Below are 18,669 nucleotides of genomic sequence, written 5' to 3' on the forward strand. Positions count from 1 at the left end.
CTGATCAACGTTCAGGTTGGCGCGAACGTCGGTCAGTCGGTTACGCTCGACCTGAGCCAGGGCGTGTCGGCGGCTTCGCTCGGCACCGGCTTCGTGCAGTCGGGCGACACGCTCGGCTCGATCACGGGCCTGAACCTGAACGCGAACGGCACGGAAAACACGACTGGCAGCGCGGCTGCGATCACGCAGATCAACATCCAGTCGAACGGTACGGGCGGCTTCACGTTCACCGACCAGAACGGCAATGCGATCTCGACGGCGGCATCGTCGGCTCTGTTCACGACGACGACCACCAACGGTGTCTCGTCGCTGTCGCTGAACGCGTCCGCAGCGAACCCGCTGACGCCGGCTGGCGATCGCACCGCGATCAACAACGCGATCACCACCGACGCCGCTACGGCGACCGACGGTCAGGTGTTCGGCGTGATTTCGGGCATCAACATCGACGGCGCAACGGGTAAGGATGCAGCAGCAGGTGCAACGAACACGATTACGTCGGTCACGGTGGAATCGGACGGCAAGGGCGGCCTCAAGTTTGTCGACCAGCACGGCAACCAGTTGTCGTCGGCCGCGAGCGCGGGTCTCTTCAGCGCCGCGAACACGACCGCCGGCATCACGTTCGCCACGGCGCCGACCAGCACGATCGGCGGCACCGCGACGACCGGTCAGCCGAAGGGCACGACGCTGGCAAGCGTCAACGCGCTGAACACGCCGACGTCGGTGTCGCAGATCGACATCAGCACGACGCAAGGCGCGAACAATGCGATCGAGTCGATCGACAACGCGCTGGCCACGGTCGCGAACATTCAGGCCTCGCTGGGCGCCGCGCAAAACCGCTTCACGGCAATTTCGCAGTCGCAGGAGAGCGAGTCGACCGACCTGGCGGGCGCGCAGTCGCAAATCACGGACGCCGACTTCGCGCAGGAAACGGCGAACCTGAGCAAGGCGCAAGTGCTCCAGCAAGCCGGTATCTCGGTGCTCGCACAAGCGAACTCGCAACCGCAGCAAGTATTGAAGCTTCTGCAGTAAGATTCGCCTCCAGCAGTAGCAGCAGCAGTAGGCAGTAACGCACGCGGGTGAGCCGGCAGTACGCGCAACACGGCTCATCCGCGAGCGTGTGCTAACGGGGCCTCGCCCCGTTTGTGCATCCAGGCGTCACGCACGCCTGTACAAGCGTCATGTAAGCAGGCAATCATGCAGTCACGCAGGTGCAGCACAAACGCAGTACACAACAGGCAGCACACAAGCAACAAAGCAACACAACGCCTTATACCCGGATAGTTGCACATTACCCAGGCCCAAGAGGCCGCTCGGAGCCTTTCCATGTCGAGTCTTACACCCGCACAGACCGCGGCCCAGGCCGCAGCCGCAGCCGCGCAAGCCGTCAAGGACGCAGCCCAGTCGCTGATTTCCGGTTCGACCGGCAGTACGCTGGACGTCAGCTCGCTCGTGTCCGCGCTGGTGAAAGCGAAGGTCGCGGGCCCGGCGGCGACGTTGCAGGCGCAAGCGACGAGCGACACGAGCCAGATCACCGCGCTCGCGACCCTGTCCGCGTCGATGTCCGCGTTGCAGTCGGCACTCGGTCCGTTCCTGAGCGGCAGCGCCATGTCGTCGTTCAACGCGACGATGAGCGGCGACGGGATCACCGCAAAGGCCGGTACAGGCGCATCGGCAGGCACGTTCCAGATCAACCCGACACAGGTCGCTCAGGCGCAAACGATTACGTCCGGCACGTTTGCGACGAACGACGCGAACGCGATGGGCAGCGGCACCCTGACTGTTTCGCTCGGTAGCGGGTCGACCGCGAAGTCGTTTCAGATCAATGTCGATGGATCGAACGACAGCCTGCAGGACATCGCCAGCGCGATCAACTCGGCGTCGGGCAACCCTGGCATCAAGGCGGTCGTCGTGAACGGCGTGAACGGCCAGTCGATCAGCTTCCAGTCCACTGCGACCGGCGCGGCCAATACGATCAGCATCGCGGTCAGCGGCGCGGCAAGTGGCAGCCAGCTGAACAATCTCGCGGTAACGACCGGGCCCGGCACGGACGCGAGCGGCGCGTCGACCATCACGGCCGGCGCCGCCAACTGGACGCAGACGCAAGCCGCACAGGATGCGAAGCTGACCATCAACGGCACGCTTGTCACGAGTGCGACCAACACGATTTCCTCGGCCATTCCGGGCGTGACGCTCACGCTCGATCCGAGCCTGGTAACGAGCAATCCCACGGCCAATCCGCCCGTCTCCGGCCAGCAAACGCTCACGATTGCACCGGACAGCAGCTCCGTCGAAACGGACCTCTCCACGTTCGTCACTGCCTATAACGCGGTGATCGACCAGCTGAATTCGCTTGCGGCGCCGAACTCCACGGCCACCACGGGCGGCGGCGGCCTGCTGCTCGGCGACGAAATGCTGAACCAGATCGGCGCGGCACTCGGCGGCATCGCAGGCGGGAAGATATCGAGCGGCGGACTGCAGGGCACGCTCGCCTCGCTCGGCATCACGTTCCAGACGGATACCGGCGGCAACCCGTTCGCGGAGCTGCAGATCGACGCGGACCCGAACGGCCCGACGCTCGACGATGTGGTCGCGAACAATCCGGGCATCATTAGCGCGCTGTTCAACGACACCAACGGCATCGCGCAGCAACTGAACACCGCGCTGGATAGCTATACGTCGGTCAGCGGTATCATCGCGAGCCGTACCAGCGCACTGACGGACGACATCAAGAGTCTCGGCCAGCAGCAGGACGACCTGAACGATTACTCCACCCAGTTGACGTCGCAGTTCAATGACCAGTTCACCGCGCTCAATACGTTGATGGCGCAGGCGCAGTCGAATACGAACTTCCTGAACGCGCTGTTCGGCAGTAGCCAGAACCCGGGCGCGCTGGCACAAAACAGCAGCAAGTAAGTGGCGGACAAGCGGCAGATCAGCGCCGCTTGACACCATCGCAGAACGCAACCGCATTACCGTTACACGCTCCGCTCAACAACCGGGAGTTCGCAGGCCATGGACCAGAATCAACTGCTCGAGCGAGTCGTCGAGCTCACCCGCATGATCGAAGAAGCTGCGGCGGTCTCCGACTGGCCGCGCGCCGCGCGTCTGATGGAACGGCGCACGCCGCTGCTCGAATCGCTGACGCTGCCGAAATCGCCTGCGGCATTGCAGGCGCTGCGCCGGGTGCAAGCGTCGATTGACGCGCTGCGCACGCGGGCGAAGGTGTCCCAGGCGGAACTCGAAACGGAATACGGCACGGCGGTCAAGGGCGTCCAGGGCGCGAGTGCGTACGCGCGCGTCGGCATGCTCTGATCCGCGTCGAGGTGGCATAACCCGATACCAACAAGAAAAAACGCGCCAGTTGTCAGGCGCGCTCGTTCAGCTCTGGCCCGCTTCAAGCGGGCTTTTTTATTGGCTCGCTTCCTGTTTTTGCCCGACACGCCCCACCCACTCGCCCGGCACCCACACGTGCGCGTGCGACGCGCCTACGCGCCGAAAAAGGGGGAAATCCTGCATCTGCTCGCCGCATGGTCGGTGACCCAAGTCTCTAGACTGTCCATGGGGCACTTTGCTCTGAAGTCCGATGCCTGGAAGGGAACCCATGACTCTCGACGCCATTCTGCAGCAGGCCGTGCAATGCCATCAGGCCGAAGCTTTCGCAGAAGCCGAACAGCTGTACCGCACGATCCTGCAAGCGCAGCCGGCTCATCCGGACGCGAACCATAACCTTGGCATTCTCGCGGTGCAGTTGGAACAGCCCGCCATGGCGTTGCCCTTTCTGAAAGCCGCGGTCAGCGCCAGCCCGCAGCGCGTCGACTTCTGGCGCGTTTATATCGAAGTGCTCGAGCTCGCCGGCCAGCGCGACGAAGCCGCGCGCGTGCGTGAAGCCGGCCGCCAGGCCGGCGTGTCGGTCGACGGTCATCCGGCCGCCCCGAACGGCACGGCGGGCGCGGCGGGCGCGGCGGGCACGGCAACGCTGGCCGACGTGTTCGCATTGGCCGGCGAATTCGTCGAAACGATCACCACGCTGACCGCGCAGGGCGACTATGCCAGCGCGGAAACCCTTGGCCAGCAGATGACGCAGTTACTGCCCGAGCACGGTTTCGGCTGGAAGACGCTCGCACTCGCGGCGCTGCGGCGCAGCGACCTCGATGGCGCGCTGGCCCCGCTGCAACACGCGGTGCGGCTGCTGCCGCAAGACGCAACGCTGCGCAGCCATCTGAACGCGGCCACGGCGATGCAAAATGCGCGGGCGCTGGATAACGCCGGACAGTATGAGGAAGCAGCCCGGCTTTACCGGTTCGTCGTCGACAGCTATCCGCAGTACGCGGACGCGCTGCATAAGCTTGCCGTCGTGCTGATTCGCCTGTATCAGCCCGACGCGGCCGTGCCGCTGCTGGAGACGGCCCTCGGCATCAATCCGAACCGGCCGCAATACTGGATGAACTACGTCGACGCGTTGCTGCAATCGGGTCAGACGCAAGCCGCATGGGCGGCGCTCGAGATGGGCCAGCAGCGCGGCATGAGCGGCCCCGCCGTGGACGCGATCATCGAGTTGATGACCACCGTCTCGACACAGAAAACGACGACCCGGCCAAGTCCGATCACCCGGCCACAGCGCGACGCGTTCGATGCGTCAACCTTCACGCCGGATCAACCGGTTGCAACGGCCGGCGCTACCGCGCACGGACCGCTCCCGACCAAACGGGAATCCGAGTCCGCGGTCGAGCATTTCAACCAGGGGCGACTCGAAGAAGCGATCGCCGCCGGCCGCCAGCTGACCGAGCGCTACCCGTCACATCCGCTTGGATGGAAAGTACTGGGCTGCAGCGCCTATCGCCTTGCGAGGCACGAGGAAGCATTCGGCGCATTGCGCCAGGCAAGCCAGTTGTCGCCGCTCGATGTCGAAGTCATGCAGGCGTTCGTGAGTCTGCTCCTGTCGAACAGCAAGCAGGCGGAAGCCGAAGCGCGCTGCAAGGCGGCGCTCGACATCGACCCGAACCACACGGAAGCCCAGCGCGTGATGGGTATCGTGCTGCTCGCGCAAGGCCGCCTGAAAGAAGCAGAACGATATACCCGCGATGCACTGGCACAGGACCCCAGCGAGTCCGCCACCCATACCACGCTCGGCGCAATCCTGCTTCAGCAGGGGCGTCATCCGGAAGCAGCGGCGGCGTTCCGGCGCGCGGTCGAATTGAAGCCGATCAACAGCACGGCGTTCGAAAATCTCGTTTTCTGCCTGAGCCATAGCGAAGAGATCGATCCCGACACGCTCTTTGCCGAGCATGTGCGTTATGGGGAGCATTTCGAAAAGCCGCTCAGGAAGCGCTGGAAACCCCACCGCAACAGCAAAGACCCGGAGCGGCCACTGCATATCGGCTTCATTTCGGGAGACTTCCGCGCGCACGCGGTCACCACGTTTCTCGAACCGGTGGTCGAACGGCTTGCACGCGACAGCAACCTGATCCTGCATGCGTACTCGAATACCCCCGGTGAAGACCAGGTCACCGACCGGTTGCGACGCCATTTCCATCACTGGCACTACGTCTTCGGCGCGAACGACGACTCGACGGTCGAACAGATCCGCGCCGACGGCATCGATATTCTGGTGGATCTCGCCGGCCATACCGCCAACAACCGGCTGCTCGTGATGGCGCACAAACCGGCGCCGGTGCAGGCGAGCTGGATCGGCTACCCCGGTACGACCGGACTCACCGCCATCGATTATTTCCTCGCCGATCGATTCTGGGTCCCGTCCGAAGCGTTCCGCAGCCGCTTCACGGAAAAGATCGTCTACTTGCCGGCAGTGGCGCCGTTCCGGCCCGACGACATGTCGCCGCCGGTGAATGCGCTGCCCGCTTTGCACAACGGCCACGTGACGTTCGGCAGTTTCAACCGCATCGAGAAATTGCGCCGGGATGTGATCGAGCTGTGGGCGAAGGTCCTGCACGCGGTGCCCGCATCGCGGATGGTGATCGGATCGATGCCGAAAGACAGCGTGCCCGATGAACTGATCGGTTGGTTCGCGGACGCGGGCATTGCGCGCGAGCGCCTCGATTTCAAACCCCGTTCGTCAGTGCCGGTCTATCTGCAGCAGCATTATCACGTCGACATTTGTCTCGACACGTTCCCGTTTACCGGGCTCACGACGACGATGCAGGCATTGTGGATGGGCGTGCCGACGTTGACGCTGCCCGGCCGCACCGTGCCTGGCCGCAGCGGTGCGACCGCCCTCGCGCACGCCGGGCTCGAGTCGTTCGTCGCCGACGATGTCGAAGATTACGTCCGCAAAGCGGTCGCGCACGCGGGCGACGTACAGGCCCTCGCGGCACTGCGAGCCGGCATGCGCGCACGTTGCGAACAGTCGCCGATGTTCAAGCCGGACCTGATCGCGACCCGCTTCGCGCAGGCGATGCGCGTGATGTGGCGCGGATGGTGCGAAGGCAAACCGGCCGAATCGTTCGATGTCACGCAGTTTGCGCAGACAGCAACGCCTACCACTGCGGAATCCACGCATGCCTGACCAGAAGAACGTTACCGTCGTCACTTCGAAATTTGGCAGTGTGCTGACCTACCAGGATGATCTGGTCACCTCGCAGATCCTTCAGTACGGCAATCACACGAGGCCGGAATTCGCCTTCGCGACCGCGCTGCTCAATCACGACTCGAAGGTCTTCGATCTCGGCGCCCATATCGGCACGTTCACGCTCGAAGTGCTGACGAAACTCGGCGGTGAAGGCCACGTGCTTTGCGTCGAAGGTGATCCACGCACGTTTGATCTGCTCAGGATGAACATCAACCAGCAGCCGCGCCGCGCACAGACGTTACTGCGCAACTGCTTCGTCGGCAGCGGATCCGGTCTTGAGTTCGTGCATGACCCGGACAATACCGGCGCCCATCATCTTCGTCCATCGCAGCAGGGAACGATCGTCGCGGAGCAGCTCGACTCGCTCGTGCAGAGCAGCTTTGAGCCGGACTACATCAAGATCGATGTCGAGGGAGCGGAGTTTTCCGCACTGGGAAATTCCGAATACGTCCGGACTCGCAGACCGCATCTGTATGTGGAAGTGGCCGACCATCAGCTTGCGCGCTTCGGTCACCGCAAAGAGGACCTGAATCGCATGCTGATCGATCTCGGTTATCGGTTCTTCGGGAATGTGGGCGCCCGCAATGCGAGGCATGATCTTTACAAGATCGCGGAAATTGCGAATCTCGTCGACTATGGCGACTTCTTCGACATTCTATGCGTGCAACGGGGAACGCCGGCGTGCGATGCGCTGGCCGAAGCAGCGGCGATGAGCCGGTAAGCGTCGCGGCTCGCTGACCGTCTGGCACCTCGCGCGAGCCCGCCGAGGCAAAGCCGCCGGCCGGCGGCTTTGCCTCATGCATCACTCACGTGTCAAACGTCACAACGCAACACCACGACGTCGGAGTGCGAGCCGATCCGCTGAATCGAAGCGAACTTGCCGGTCTTGCGCAGCGACTCGTCGAGCGGTTCGTAGAAGTAAACCATCGAATTACGCTTGCGCTCATCGTAGTCGCCCACGTAGCCGGAGACGATCAGCGTGCCGGCCGTCGAGCGCGCAAGGAAATCGATCAGCTTGCGATAGTCGGCCTCGGTCGGCTGATGGATCAGCACTTCGAAGCACACGGCCATTTGTCGCGGCGTGAGGACCGGCTGTGACTTGCTGACGTCGATGTGCAGGAACTCCCAGTCCGGACGCGCACGTCGCGCCATTTGCAACGCTTCGCGCGATGTGTCGAGGCCCAGATAGTTCTGAACCGCGAGTCCTCTGATCATCTCGAGATCACCGCAGCCGACGTCGAGGACGCTTTCCGCGCGTTCGATACCCTGTTGCACCAGCAATTCACGCTTGTACCGCAAGTTCTCGCCACGCGAGCCGACGCCTGACCCTCGTTCCGGGAAATGCGCATAGCGCAGATTCCAGAACGTCGTATTTTCGAAGCCCGCGCCGATCTGCCGGTTGGCCGCTTCAACGGCACGACGCTCGAGTTCGTTCAACTGCGCCTTCGGCTCCAGCTTGCCGAGTACATTCAGGCTTACATCGTGATAGTGGAGCAGTGCAATGTTTGAACGGGAATCGAAATATCGATGCTCGCCATCCATATGCACGTAGTAGTTCACGTTGGACGGCGCGGCGCTGTACGGAATGCGGTCCATCACGATCGCAAGCCACATCGACACCTGGTCGACGTGCTGCGCCATGTTGTTGCGCGCGAGGGGCTCGATATTTTCGAGCAGCCACTGCGCCCAGCGGCGCCACGAACGGTCGACCCCTTCAGCGAGCGCTTTCGGAATTCCGTAAAAGCCGCCATTGCAGTTGCCTGCGTAAGTGGGCGCGTGCGCGGCATCGACGGTCCCCACCGGCGGCAGGTTGCGCATGCCGGCGGCACGTCCGATTTCTTCGAGCACCGGCAGCGGCGGCTGCGGAAAATCGACGACCTTCGCAACCAGCGCGTTTTCGCTCAGGAACGGGCGCAGATCCGCGACCGCGATCATATCGGTGTCGAGCAGCACGACATGGTCGAAGTCGAACTGATGCAGGTTCGCCAGTTGCGCGATCTTGTTGCAGTACCGGCCGTCGCCGAAACGTTCGATGTCATGCAGCGTGCAGCCGAGCCGACGGAACACATCGCGTGTTTCAGTGCCGACCTCCTTCGTGAACTGCACGTTGACGTCCGTTGCACTATTGCAGCTGTGCTGGATCAGCGAGCGCGCCAGATGGTAACCCTCGTATGCGAACTTCGGATCCGCATCGACGATGAATGAAAAAATCGTCCGGCCGCGGCGCGCGGCAATCTGCGTGATCGAGCCGGCGGGTGCCATCGCCGGTTGCGGCGCGGCGCCATTCTTTGCGGCGGCCGCCGCCATCGCCGCGGCGACGATCGGCGAACCGGCTGGCGCCTGCGCGAGCGCGGGCCGGCTCGAGACTTGCTGCTGCAACTCTGTGATGCGCTTGTCGCGCTCGAGGATGGCCACCTTCGCCGCTTCGAGCATCGCGTTCAGCAAGCCGGCGTTCTGATAGACGCGCAGCAACGGTTCGATATCGGCGAGGAACTGTCGCCCGCTTTCCAGCGCGCGTTGCAACGTCGCGTCTTCTTCACCGGTGCGGCAGACCGTTTCCAGCGCCGCACACAGCGTCTTCACCAGGCTCGGCGCCGCTTGTATCCCACTCAGATCCGCTGCGGTAAAACGGCTGTGCCGCAAGTCCTCCGACAGGAACGAACGCGCGAACTCGTCCGCGCGCGCCGCATTGACCGGCATATCCAGCCGGCTCGCGAGCCTCGACAGTTCGCCGGCTGGATCGTCGAGCATACGGTCGTAGTCGACGAATGCGCGCACCTTCCCTTTTGTCTCGAGCAGCGAAGGCACGACGTGCGCGAGCCACAGTGCGTAGCCTTGCTCCTCCGACATGTTGTCGCGCTTTTTCAGCGAGCTCACGACGCTGATCGGATTGCGCACCGCAATCACATAGGCGACCTGCAAACCGATCTGCTCGAAAACGGGTTGCCAGAACGGCATCAAGCGCGCGAGCCGCGGGTCCTTCAGCGCGAAGGTCCGGCCCGCGCATTTGGCGCGCAGCGTGTCCGCTGCGCGTTTGCGGAAAGCGTCGAGCTGCGGCTGCGGAATGCGGGCGAGGCCAATGTCGCCTACCGTGTGCCATTGCGCGCCGCCCGCCTCCAGCAGCTCGTGATTGATCTGGAAAACGTCGTAGTCTTCGAAGAAGCCCTTGTCGTTGACGCCGGCCAGCGGCGGCAGCAAGCGGTCGCCGAGCTCAGCGCCGAGCGCCACCATCGCACGCGTGATTGCGCTGGTTCCGCTGCGGTGCATCCCCAGCACCACCACGAGCTTCCCCGACGTCGGCAACGCGACGTTCATGCTGTAGTTCATTCGTTTTCCTGAATTGAGACGGCTGCCGGTTCACCGCTACATGACGGCACGCACAGCCTGCGACGTTATCCTGGTGTGAGTGGGATCGTTCTGCCAGGTCTGCTGCAGAACGGCCAGTACTTGAAACGCGGCGGTAGTCGGGTCGCAGCGGGCGGTCTCGACGCGGATCTCCGGGTTTTCGGGCGACTCGTATGGCGAATCGATCGCGGTGAAGTTTTTCAGTTCGCCGCGCCGCGCCTTTCGGTACAACCCCTTCGGATCGCGTGCCTCGGCAATCTCGAGCGGTGCGTCGACAAAAATCTCAATGAATTCGCCCGACTTCATCAGCGCGCGCGCCATCCGCCGTTCCGCGCGAAACGGCGAAATCAGCGACACGAGCACGATCAGGCCGGCGTCGGCCATCAGCTTCGCAACCTCGGCAACACGCCGGATATTCTCTGAGCGATCGCTATCGGTAAAACCGAGATCCCGGTTCAAACCATGCCGCACGTTATCACCGTCGAGCAGATAGGTCGGTTTGCCGAGCGCGTGCAACTGCTTTTCAACCAGGTTCGCGATCGTGGATTTGCCCGCGCCCGACAAGCCCGTGAACCACAGCACGCAAGGCTGGCTACCCAGCAATGCCGCGCGCGCGGCCCCGGTGACTTCGAGATGCTGCCAATGGACGTCGTTCAACCGCTTCGGTCCGCCAACCCGCGGCATGTTGTCGTTCGACCCCTGAACCATCGAAACACCCTCCGTTCGGTTCGGTCTGCGGTCCGCTGGCGTGCAGCGCCCCTTCGGTAGACGAACGCCGCGAACGGACGACAGACAGAATGTCGCGATTATCGGTGACGACCTGGCGCGCCGAAGCGCTGAATAACGCCCGAAAGTCGTCCCAGTTTGATGACAGCCGGATACACGGCGATGCCGTGACCGCGGCCGCGAAGGAGTTTAACGCCGGAGGGGTCACGCGCGCATTTTGGGCGGCGGGTTCGGAGGAGGATTCTGGACGGCGCGCGCCAGTCGGCTTTCAATACCGGCTGACACGTTCGACGGAGAATAGTTTTCATACGGCCGGGATTCTGCGTGTCACCACCGTCCGGCACGCGGAATCCGCTGCCGAATCAGCACGGCACACGGCACGCATCATTCGCCGCGCAGTGTCCTGCCCTGCTCGCGAATCTGTTCCAGCGTCGCACCAGGCGTACTCGCTTCCTTCGGTATGCGAATCTCAATCAACGCCGGCCGCTGCGCCGCCACAGCACGCTCAAACGCAGGCATGAATGCTTCGGTGCGCTCCACCGTTTCACCGTGCGCGCCGAATGACTTCGCGAACGCGGCGAAATCCGGATTCGTCAAGCCGGTGCCGTGCACGCGGCCCGGATAGTGCCGTTCCTGATGCATCCGTATCGTGCCGTAGTGACCATTGTTCACGACGATAAAGATGACGGGCAACGCATACTGCATCGCGGTCGCCAGTTCATGGCTCGACATCATGAAACAGCCGTCGCCCGCGAAAGCGACGACCATTCGCTGTGGATACATCGACTTCGCCGCGATCGCCGCGGGCACGCCGTAACCCATCGCGCCGCTCGTCGGCGCCAACTGCGAGCGGAAATGCCGGTATGCGAAATGACGATGCAGCCAGCTCGCGTAATTGCCGGCGCCATTTGTGACGATCGCGTCTTCCGGCAAACGCGTGCGCAGCTGTTGAACGATCTCGCCGAGTTGCACGTCGCCCGGCATCGGCCGCGGCTTGCGCCATTCGAGATACGCACGGTGCGCTTCTTCGGCCGCCCCGCGCCATGCCGGCTCCGTCGCCGGACGCAGCGCCGCGAACGCGGACGCGATCTCCGGCATGCCGGAGACGATCGGCAAATCCGCCGCATACACGCGTCCGAGTTCGTCCGCGCCTTGATGCACGTGCACCAGTGTCTGCTTCGTCTTCGGAATGTCGAGCAACGTATAGCCGCCGGTCGTCGCCTCGCCCAGGCGCGGCCCCAATACGATCAGCACGTCGGCATCGCGTATGCGTTGGGCCAAAGCCGGGTTGATCCCAAGCCCCACATCGCCCGCATAGTTCGGATGTTCGTTGTCGAGCGTGTCCTGAAACCGGAACGCAAGACCAACCGGTAACCGCCAGGTTTCGATAAAGCGGCGCAAATCGGCGCACGCTTCAGGCGTCCAGCCGCTGCCGCCTGCGATCAGCATCGGGCGTTGCGCGCCTTCGAGCAGTGACTTCAACCGCTCGATCTGCGCCGCTGACGGCGCCGCCGCCACGCGCTGGTACGCCGGCGCGCCCGGCACCGTCGCGCACGCATCGCTCAGCACATCTTCGGGCAACGCCAGCACAACCGGGCCCGGCCGGCCCGAGGTCGTCGTATGAAACGCATGGCTCAGATACTCGGGAATGCGCCGCGCGTCGTCGATCTGCGCGACCCACTTCGCCATCTGCCCGAACATCCGCCGGTAGTCGATTTCCTGGAAAGCCTCGCGGTCAAGATGCTCGCGCGCGCATTGGCCAATCAGCAGGATCATCGGCGTCGAATCCTGAAACGCGGTGTGCACGCCGATCGACGCGTGCGTCGCACCCGGACCACGCGTGACGAGCGCGATGCCCGGCCGCCCGGTCAGCTTGCCGACCGCCTCGGCCATATTCGCCGCGGCCGCTTCGTGACGGCAGACGATCGTCTGAATGCGCTCGTTCTCGTCGTGAAGCGAATCGAGCACCGCCAGAAAGCTTTCACCGGGTACGCAGAAAACACGCTCGACACCGTGCGTGAGCAGCGCATCGACGATGAGGCGCGCACCGGTCGTCGTGGCAACGGAAGAAGCGGCAGAAACAGCGGAAGTGTTCGACTGAGACATCGCGAAAGCGTCCTCGAATGTTGTTGTCGGGCCGGACTGGCCGGTCGGCTTCGACCCGCTGGGCTCGCACAGCTTACGCCGCAACGGCGGCCGCTGTCACGGTCGGGACATTGCGCATGGCCGATCGCGGCGGTCCTGCGTCAACACTCGATAATGTTCACCGCGAGCCCGCCGCGCGAGGTTTCCTTGTATTTCGTTTTCATATCGGCGCCGGTTTCGCGCATCGTCTTGATGACCGAGTCGAGCGACACGTAGTGGCTGCCGTCGCCGCGCAGCGCCATGCGCGCCGCGTTGACCGCCTTCACCGATGCCATTGCGTTGCGTTCGATGCAGGGAATCTGCACCATCCCGCCGACCGGATCGCAAGTGAGCCCGAGGTTGTGCTCCATGCCGATCTCCGCGGCGTTTTCGACTTGCAGCGGCGTGCCGCCCATCACCGCGGCAAGCGCACCGGCCGCCATCGAGCACGCGACGCCGACTTCGCCCTGACACCCGACCTCCGCGCCGGAAATCGACGCGTTCAGCTTATACAGAATGCCGATCGCCGCGGCGGTCATCAGGAAATCGACCACGCCCTGCTGGTTCGCGGCCGGCGTAAAGCGCGTGTAGTAATGCAGCACCGCCGGGATGATGCCGGCCGCGCCGTTGGTCGGCGCCGTGACGACCCGGCCGCCGGCCGCGTTCTCTTCGTTGACGGCAATCGCGTACAGATTGATCCAGTCGACCATCGACAGCGGATCCTGCAACGCGCGCTCCGGGTTGTTGGTCAGCGCACGGTACAGCTGCGGCGCACGGCGCTTCACCTGGAACGGACCGGGCAGCGTGCCGTCCGCATCCGGATTGCCGATGCCACAGCCACGCGCGACGCACGACTGCATCACGTCCCATATCTTCAGCAAGCCAGCGCGAATCTCGTCGTCGGCATGCCATGCACGCTCGTTTTCCCACATCAGCTGCGCGACCGACTTGCCGGTCGACTTGCACATCTCGAGCAACTCATTGCCGGTGCGAAACGGATGCGCGCGGTCGTCGACGGCGGCCAGCACTTTCGTATTCGGTGCGCCCGCGGTCACGACAAAGCCGCCGCCGACCGACAGATACGTCGATTCGCGCAGTGTCGCGCCTTGCGCGTCGTACGCGCGCAGTTTGAGCCCGTTCGGATGTTCGGCCAGCGCCTGGCGGTAGAACGCAATGTGTTCTTTCGGCACGAACGGCACGTTGTGTTTGCCAAGCAGCGTCAGCGTGCGCGACGTGCGGATTGCATCGAGGCGCTCGCCGATCGATTGCGGGTCGATCGTGTCCGGTGCTTCGCCGATCAGGCCCAGCATCACACCGCGGTCGGTGCCGTGGCCCTTGCCGGTCGCGCCAAGCGACCCGTAAAGCTCCGCCTTCACCGACGCGGTCGCCGCAAGCAGGCCATCGCGCTCCAGCCCCTGGGCAAACATCAGCGCCGCGCGCATCGGGCCGACGGTGTGCGAACTGGACGGCCCAATCCCGATTTTGAAAAGGTCAAATACGCTGACTGCCATGACTGCTCCTGCAATGAGTGGTGCCGTGGCGGCCCGCCTTGTGAGCAGCCGCCGCACTGGCCGCGCGCATCAGCCACCGATCAGCGGCCAGTACGGCTGATTGCCAGGTGAGTTATCGCGCCGGCAACGGCAGACACACGGCGAGCCACGCGGGCGGCGTCGGTGCCAGTTTCAGCGCGATCGGCATGTATTTGCCGTCGAGCCGCGCAGCGAGGTGAAACAGTTCCGCTGCGTCCTTCGGGTCCCATGGTCCTGTGAAGCCGGGCAAGCCCGCTGCGCGGCGCTTTGCATCGAACGGCACCTTCGAGTTCACGAATTCGTCGTGCGTCTTCGCGCCCGTCGCGTACGGCGTGAGCCATGCAAGCGCCGCGGCCAGCGTCGCCCCGCTCGGTGCGCGCAACGTCTGCCAGTTGCGATTGTGGCGGCGCGCGGCCAGCGCGGCGACCACGAGCGGCTCCAGGTCGTACGTCACGTAATGCAACGCATCGCGTTCGGTGAAATCGACGGTCGAGCCGTCCGGCGCGATGTTGTCGTTGATATGCTCGATAAAGAGACGTTGCGCCGCGTCAATCATCTTGCGGTTATCGAGCGTAAACGCCGCCATCGCAATCAGTTTGATACGGTGGCTTTGCCAGTTGTTGCGGAATGTGCCGGTAAGCGGCCGCGGCTGCGCGTCAATTTGCGCGATATAGCCGTTCGCAAGTTTCGTCAGAAATGCCATCGCCGCGTTGCGCGTTTTCACCGGCAACGCGCTCGCGGTCATGTCGTAAGCGAGTATCAGCCCGGCGAGCGGCGCTTCGTCGATCGGGTTGAAGCTCGGCTGGTAGGTCGTCACCCACGCATACAGCACGCGATCGACGTATCGCAGATAGCGCTCGTCGCCCGTGGCACGCCACGCGAGCGCCGCATCGCGCAGCAGTTCGAGATCCTGCTCGGCCGCCTTGCTCTGATCGTAGATGCCTTCGTGCGGCAGCGTGCCCTCCGTGTGGAGCCTCGGCAGCGCCCGTGGCGGGTCGTTCAGATGCGCTTGCACGTTACTGACAAGCGCCTTGACACCCGGGTCGGCGTTCGTGCGCTCGCTCGATTGCATCGCCGGCGCGGCGCAAAAATTCATCGCGGCGCGCGCCTGTGGCTGACACAGCAACGATGCAACGCACGCTACGGCCCAAGCCAGTAGGCGCTGATTCCGGTATGGCATCGCTCGCACCTTTCGCACCATCGGATACTCCTTCTTTGTGCAAATTCGGTGTGAGATGTTAGCCGTTCCGGACCCGTAGCGACAGCCATTGGCAGCACAACGGTGCGCGTCGGCGACGCGACGCGTACCGTTCAAGGACCGATCGTACGCGTCACGCACTGGTAGGTGCGGGTTCGATCACTCGTAATCGGCGACCGGCACGCACGAGCAGAACAGGTTGCGGTCGCCATACGCGTTATCCGCGCGGCCGACCGGCGGCCAGTACTTTCTCGCGACGAGCGACGGCAGCGGATACGCCGCCGTTTCACGCGAATAAGCATGCTTCCAGTCATCGGCGACCACCGCCGCGGCCGTGTGCGGCGCGTGCTTCAGCGGATTGTCCTCGCGCTGCGCGCGGCCTTCCTCCACCGCGCGAATTTCGTTACGGATTGCAATCATCGCTTCGATGAAACGGTCGAGCTCGTCCTTCGATTCCGATTCGGTCGGCTCGACCATCAGCGTGCCCGGCACCGGGAAGCTCATCGTCGGGGCGTGGAAGCCGTAGTCCATCAGACGCTTCGCGACGTCATCGACCGAGATGCCGCTCGCGTCCTTGATCGGCCGCAAATCGAGTATGCACTCGTGCGCGACGAGTCCGCCCGGGCCCGCGTACAGCACCGGAAAGTGCGGTGCGAGCTTGTTCGCGACGTAGTTCGCGTTCAGGATCGCGGTTTCGCTTGCGGCGGTGAGGTGCTTCGCGCCCATCATCGCGATATACATCCACGAGATCGGCAAGATCGACGCCGAGCCGTACGGCGCCGCCGACACCGCGCCGATCCCGTGGGGGTCGCGCTCGTAGCCGGTCGACGTCTGGTTAGGCAGGAACCGCGCGAGATGCGCGCCGACCGCGACCGGCCCGACGCCCGGTCCGCCGCCGCCGTGCGGGATGCAGAACGTCTTGTGCAGGTTCAGGTGCGACACATCGCCGCCGAACTGGCCCGGCGCCGAGAGGCCGACCATCGCGTTCATGTTCGCCCCGTCCACATAGACCTGGCCACCGTGCGCATGCACGATCTCGCAAATCTCGCGCACGTTCTGTTCGAACACACCGTGCGTCGACGGATACGTGATCATGATCGCCGCGAGTTTCTGCGCGTGCTGTGCGGCCTTCTTTTTCAGGTCTTCGATATCGACGTTACCTTGCGCGTCGCACGCGACCACGACGACCTGCATGCCGGCCATCTGCGCGGACGCGGGGTTGGTGCCGTGCGCGGACGCCGGAATCAGGCACACGTTGCGGTGGCCTTCGCCGCGCGACGCGTGGTACGCGTGGATGATCAACAACCCGGCATATTCGCCTTGCGAACCCGCATTGGGTTGCAGCGACACCGCCGCATAGCCAGTCGCGGCGACCAGCATCTGTTCGAGCTGGTCGATCATTTCGCGGTAGCCGACCGTTTGTTCAGCCGGCGCAAACGGGTGAATCTGCCCGAATTCGGGCCACGTGACCGGCAGCATCTCCGACGTCGCGTTGAGCTTCATCGTGCACGAGCCCAGCGGAATCATCGAGCGGTCGAGCGCGAGGTCCTTGTCCGCGAGGCTGCGCAAATAGCGCAGCATTTCCGTTTCCGAATGATGGCGGTTGAACACGTGATGCGTGAGGTATGCGCTGGTGCGTTCGAGCGCGGCCGGAAACGTGTTCGACACACCCAGCTGCGCGTCGAGACCATCGACTGCCGGGACGTCGCTGACGAACGCGGCCTGTGCGAATGCCGCGAGCAGATCGGCAAGGTCCGCGCGGGTGGTCGTTTCGTCGAGCGAGACGCCGACGCGCGTGTCGCTCACGTGGCGCAGATTGATGCGCCTCGCCGTCGCCGCGTCGTGCAGCACCTGCGTGCGCGCGCCGGTTTCGAACGTGAGCGTGTCGAAGAACGTTTCGTTGACGAGCGTATAGCCGAGCTGCTTCGCCCCTTCGGCGAGCAGCGCGGCCATCCGGTTTACGCGCTGCGCGATCATCTTCAGACCGTGCGGGCCGTGGTAGACCGCATACATGCTCGCCATGATCGCCAGCAACGCTTGCGCGGTGCAGACATTCGACGTCGCCTTTTCGCGGCGAATATGCTGCTCGCGCGTTTGCAGCGCAAGACGCAGCGCCGGATTGCCTTGCGCATCGACGGTCACGCCGACGAGGCGCCCCGGCATCTGCCGTTTGAATTCGTCGCGCACCGCGAGGTACGCGGCATGCGGGCCGCCGAAACCGACCGGCACGCCAAAGCGCTGCGAGTTGCCGACCGCGACGTCCGCGCCCCACTCGGCGGGTGGCGTGAGCATTGTCAGCGCGAGCAGATCGGCGGCGGCGATCACGTGACCGCCCGCCGCATGCACCGCTTGCGCGAGCGCGCGGTAATCGCGCACATCGCCGTTCGCGCCCGGATACTGGACCAGCACGCCGAACGCGTTCGCCCGCGCAGCTTCGGCGGCAGGCCCGACCTTCACTTCGATGCCGACCGGCTGCGCGCGCGTTTTCACCACTTCGATGGTTTGCGGCAGCACGTCATCGGCAACATAGAACACGTTCGACTGCGATTTGCCGACGCGCTGCAACAGCGTCATCGCTTCGGCGGCGGCCGTTGCTTCGTCGAGCAACGACGCGTTCGAGATCGCGAGGCCGGTCAGGTCGATAATCATCTGCTGATAGTTCAGCAGCGCTTCGAGTCGGCCTTGCGAAATCTCCGGTTGATAAGGCGTGTACGCGGTGTACCACGCCGGGTTCTCCATCACATTGCGCAGAATGACAGCCGGCGTGTGCGCGTTGTAATAGCCCTGCCCGATATAGGAGCGGAACACCTGATTCTTGTCCGCAAGCTCGCGCAATGCGGCCAGCGCCTCCGCTTCGCTCTTCGGCTCGGCGAACGGACCGAGCGGCAGCGCGTCGGTGCGGCGGATCGCCTGCGGAATCACCGCGTCGATCAGCGCGGCGCGCGACGCGAAGCCGAGTGCGTCGAGCATCGCCTGCTGATCGGCCGCATCGGGGCCGATGTGCCGTTCGGCGAAGGCATCGTGCACTTCGAGCGCAGCGAGCGAAAGAGGGGTGCGATTCATCAGACGGTCCGGGTGTTCGAGCTTCATTGAAGATTCCTGCTGGCGCGGCCTGTCTCGGCTGCCTGTTCGTACATTTCGACCAGTCCTGTTTCGGACCG

Annotated in this window: 10 protein-coding genes and 1 pseudogene; 5 read left to right on the plus strand and 6 right to left on the minus strand. The window is 64.0% G+C overall.

Annotated elements, in window-relative coordinates:
* The 5 genes from HV796_RS24740 to HV796_RS24760 all read left to right on the plus strand — a co-directional run.
* A partial coding sequence (locus HV796_RS24740) for a flagellin (protein ID WP_175229141.1) occupies window positions 1–1,029 on the plus strand: 1,029 nt, incomplete at its 5' end.
* Between the two features lie 294 nt (window positions 1,030–1,323).
* Entirely contained in the window at window positions 1,324–2,913 is a 1,590-nt protein-coding gene (gene fliD / locus HV796_RS24745) for a flagellar filament capping protein FliD (RefSeq protein WP_175229142.1), read from the plus strand.
* Between the two features lie 99 nt (window positions 2,914–3,012).
* Complete coding sequence (fliT, locus tag HV796_RS24750) at window positions 3,013–3,312, plus strand: flagellar protein FliT (RefSeq protein WP_175229143.1); 300 nt, start codon at window positions 3,013–3,015, stop codon at window positions 3,310–3,312.
* 289 nt (window positions 3,313–3,601) lie between these two features.
* The gene (locus tag HV796_RS24755; RefSeq protein WP_175229144.1) at window positions 3,602–6,523 is read left to right on the plus strand and encodes a tetratricopeptide repeat protein; all 2,922 of its coding nucleotides are present in this window, start codon (window positions 3,602–3,604) and stop codon (window positions 6,521–6,523) included.
* Entirely contained in the window at window positions 6,516–7,307 is a 792-nt protein-coding gene (locus HV796_RS24760) for an FkbM family methyltransferase (RefSeq protein ID WP_175229145.1), read from the plus strand. The genes HV796_RS24755 and HV796_RS24760 overlap by 8 nt, the downstream gene beginning before the upstream one ends.
* Window positions 7,308–7,399: 92 nt before the next feature.
* On the opposite strand, the gene HV796_RS24765 is transcribed toward HV796_RS24760, so the two are convergent.
* From HV796_RS24765 to gcvP, 6 genes and pseudogenes are all read right to left on the minus strand, one after another.
* The gene (locus HV796_RS24765; RefSeq protein WP_175229146.1) at window positions 7,400–9,913 is read right to left on the minus strand and encodes a hypothetical protein; all 2,514 of its coding nucleotides are present in this window, start codon (window positions 9,911–9,913) and stop codon (window positions 7,400–7,402) included.
* A 36-nt stretch (window positions 9,914–9,949) separates the two neighbouring features.
* Window positions 9,950–10,672, minus strand: a pseudogene (gene cysC / locus HV796_RS24770) (adenylyl-sulfate kinase); the annotation flags it as partial.
* Between the two features lie 369 nt (window positions 10,673–11,041).
* On the minus strand, window positions 11,042–12,763 hold the full coding sequence (locus HV796_RS24775; RefSeq protein ID WP_175229148.1) for a thiamine pyrophosphate-binding protein: 1,722 nt from the start codon (window positions 12,761–12,763) through the stop codon (window positions 11,042–11,044).
* 140 nt (window positions 12,764–12,903) lie between these two features.
* On the minus strand, window positions 12,904–14,292 hold the full coding sequence (locus HV796_RS24780; RefSeq protein WP_175229149.1) for an L-serine ammonia-lyase: 1,389 nt from the start codon (window positions 14,290–14,292) through the stop codon (window positions 12,904–12,906).
* Between the two features lie 112 nt (window positions 14,293–14,404).
* Window positions 14,405–15,511: an alginate lyase family protein gene (locus HV796_RS24785; protein ID WP_175229150.1), complete on the minus strand. Its 1,107-nt coding sequence runs from the start codon at window positions 15,509–15,511 to the stop codon at window positions 14,405–14,407.
* A 156-nt stretch (window positions 15,512–15,667) separates the two neighbouring features.
* Window positions 15,668–18,598 (minus strand): aminomethyl-transferring glycine dehydrogenase, encoded by a 2,931-nt coding sequence (gcvP, locus tag HV796_RS24790; RefSeq protein WP_175229151.1) that lies wholly within the window; start codon window positions 18,596–18,598, stop codon window positions 15,668–15,670.
* Window positions 18,599–18,669 lie beyond the last annotated feature (71 nt).

It is taken from the genome of Paraburkholderia humisilvae, assembly GCF_902859855.1.
In the GTDB taxonomy this organism is placed as follows: domain Bacteria; phylum Pseudomonadota; class Gammaproteobacteria; order Burkholderiales; family Burkholderiaceae; genus Paraburkholderia; species Paraburkholderia humisilvae.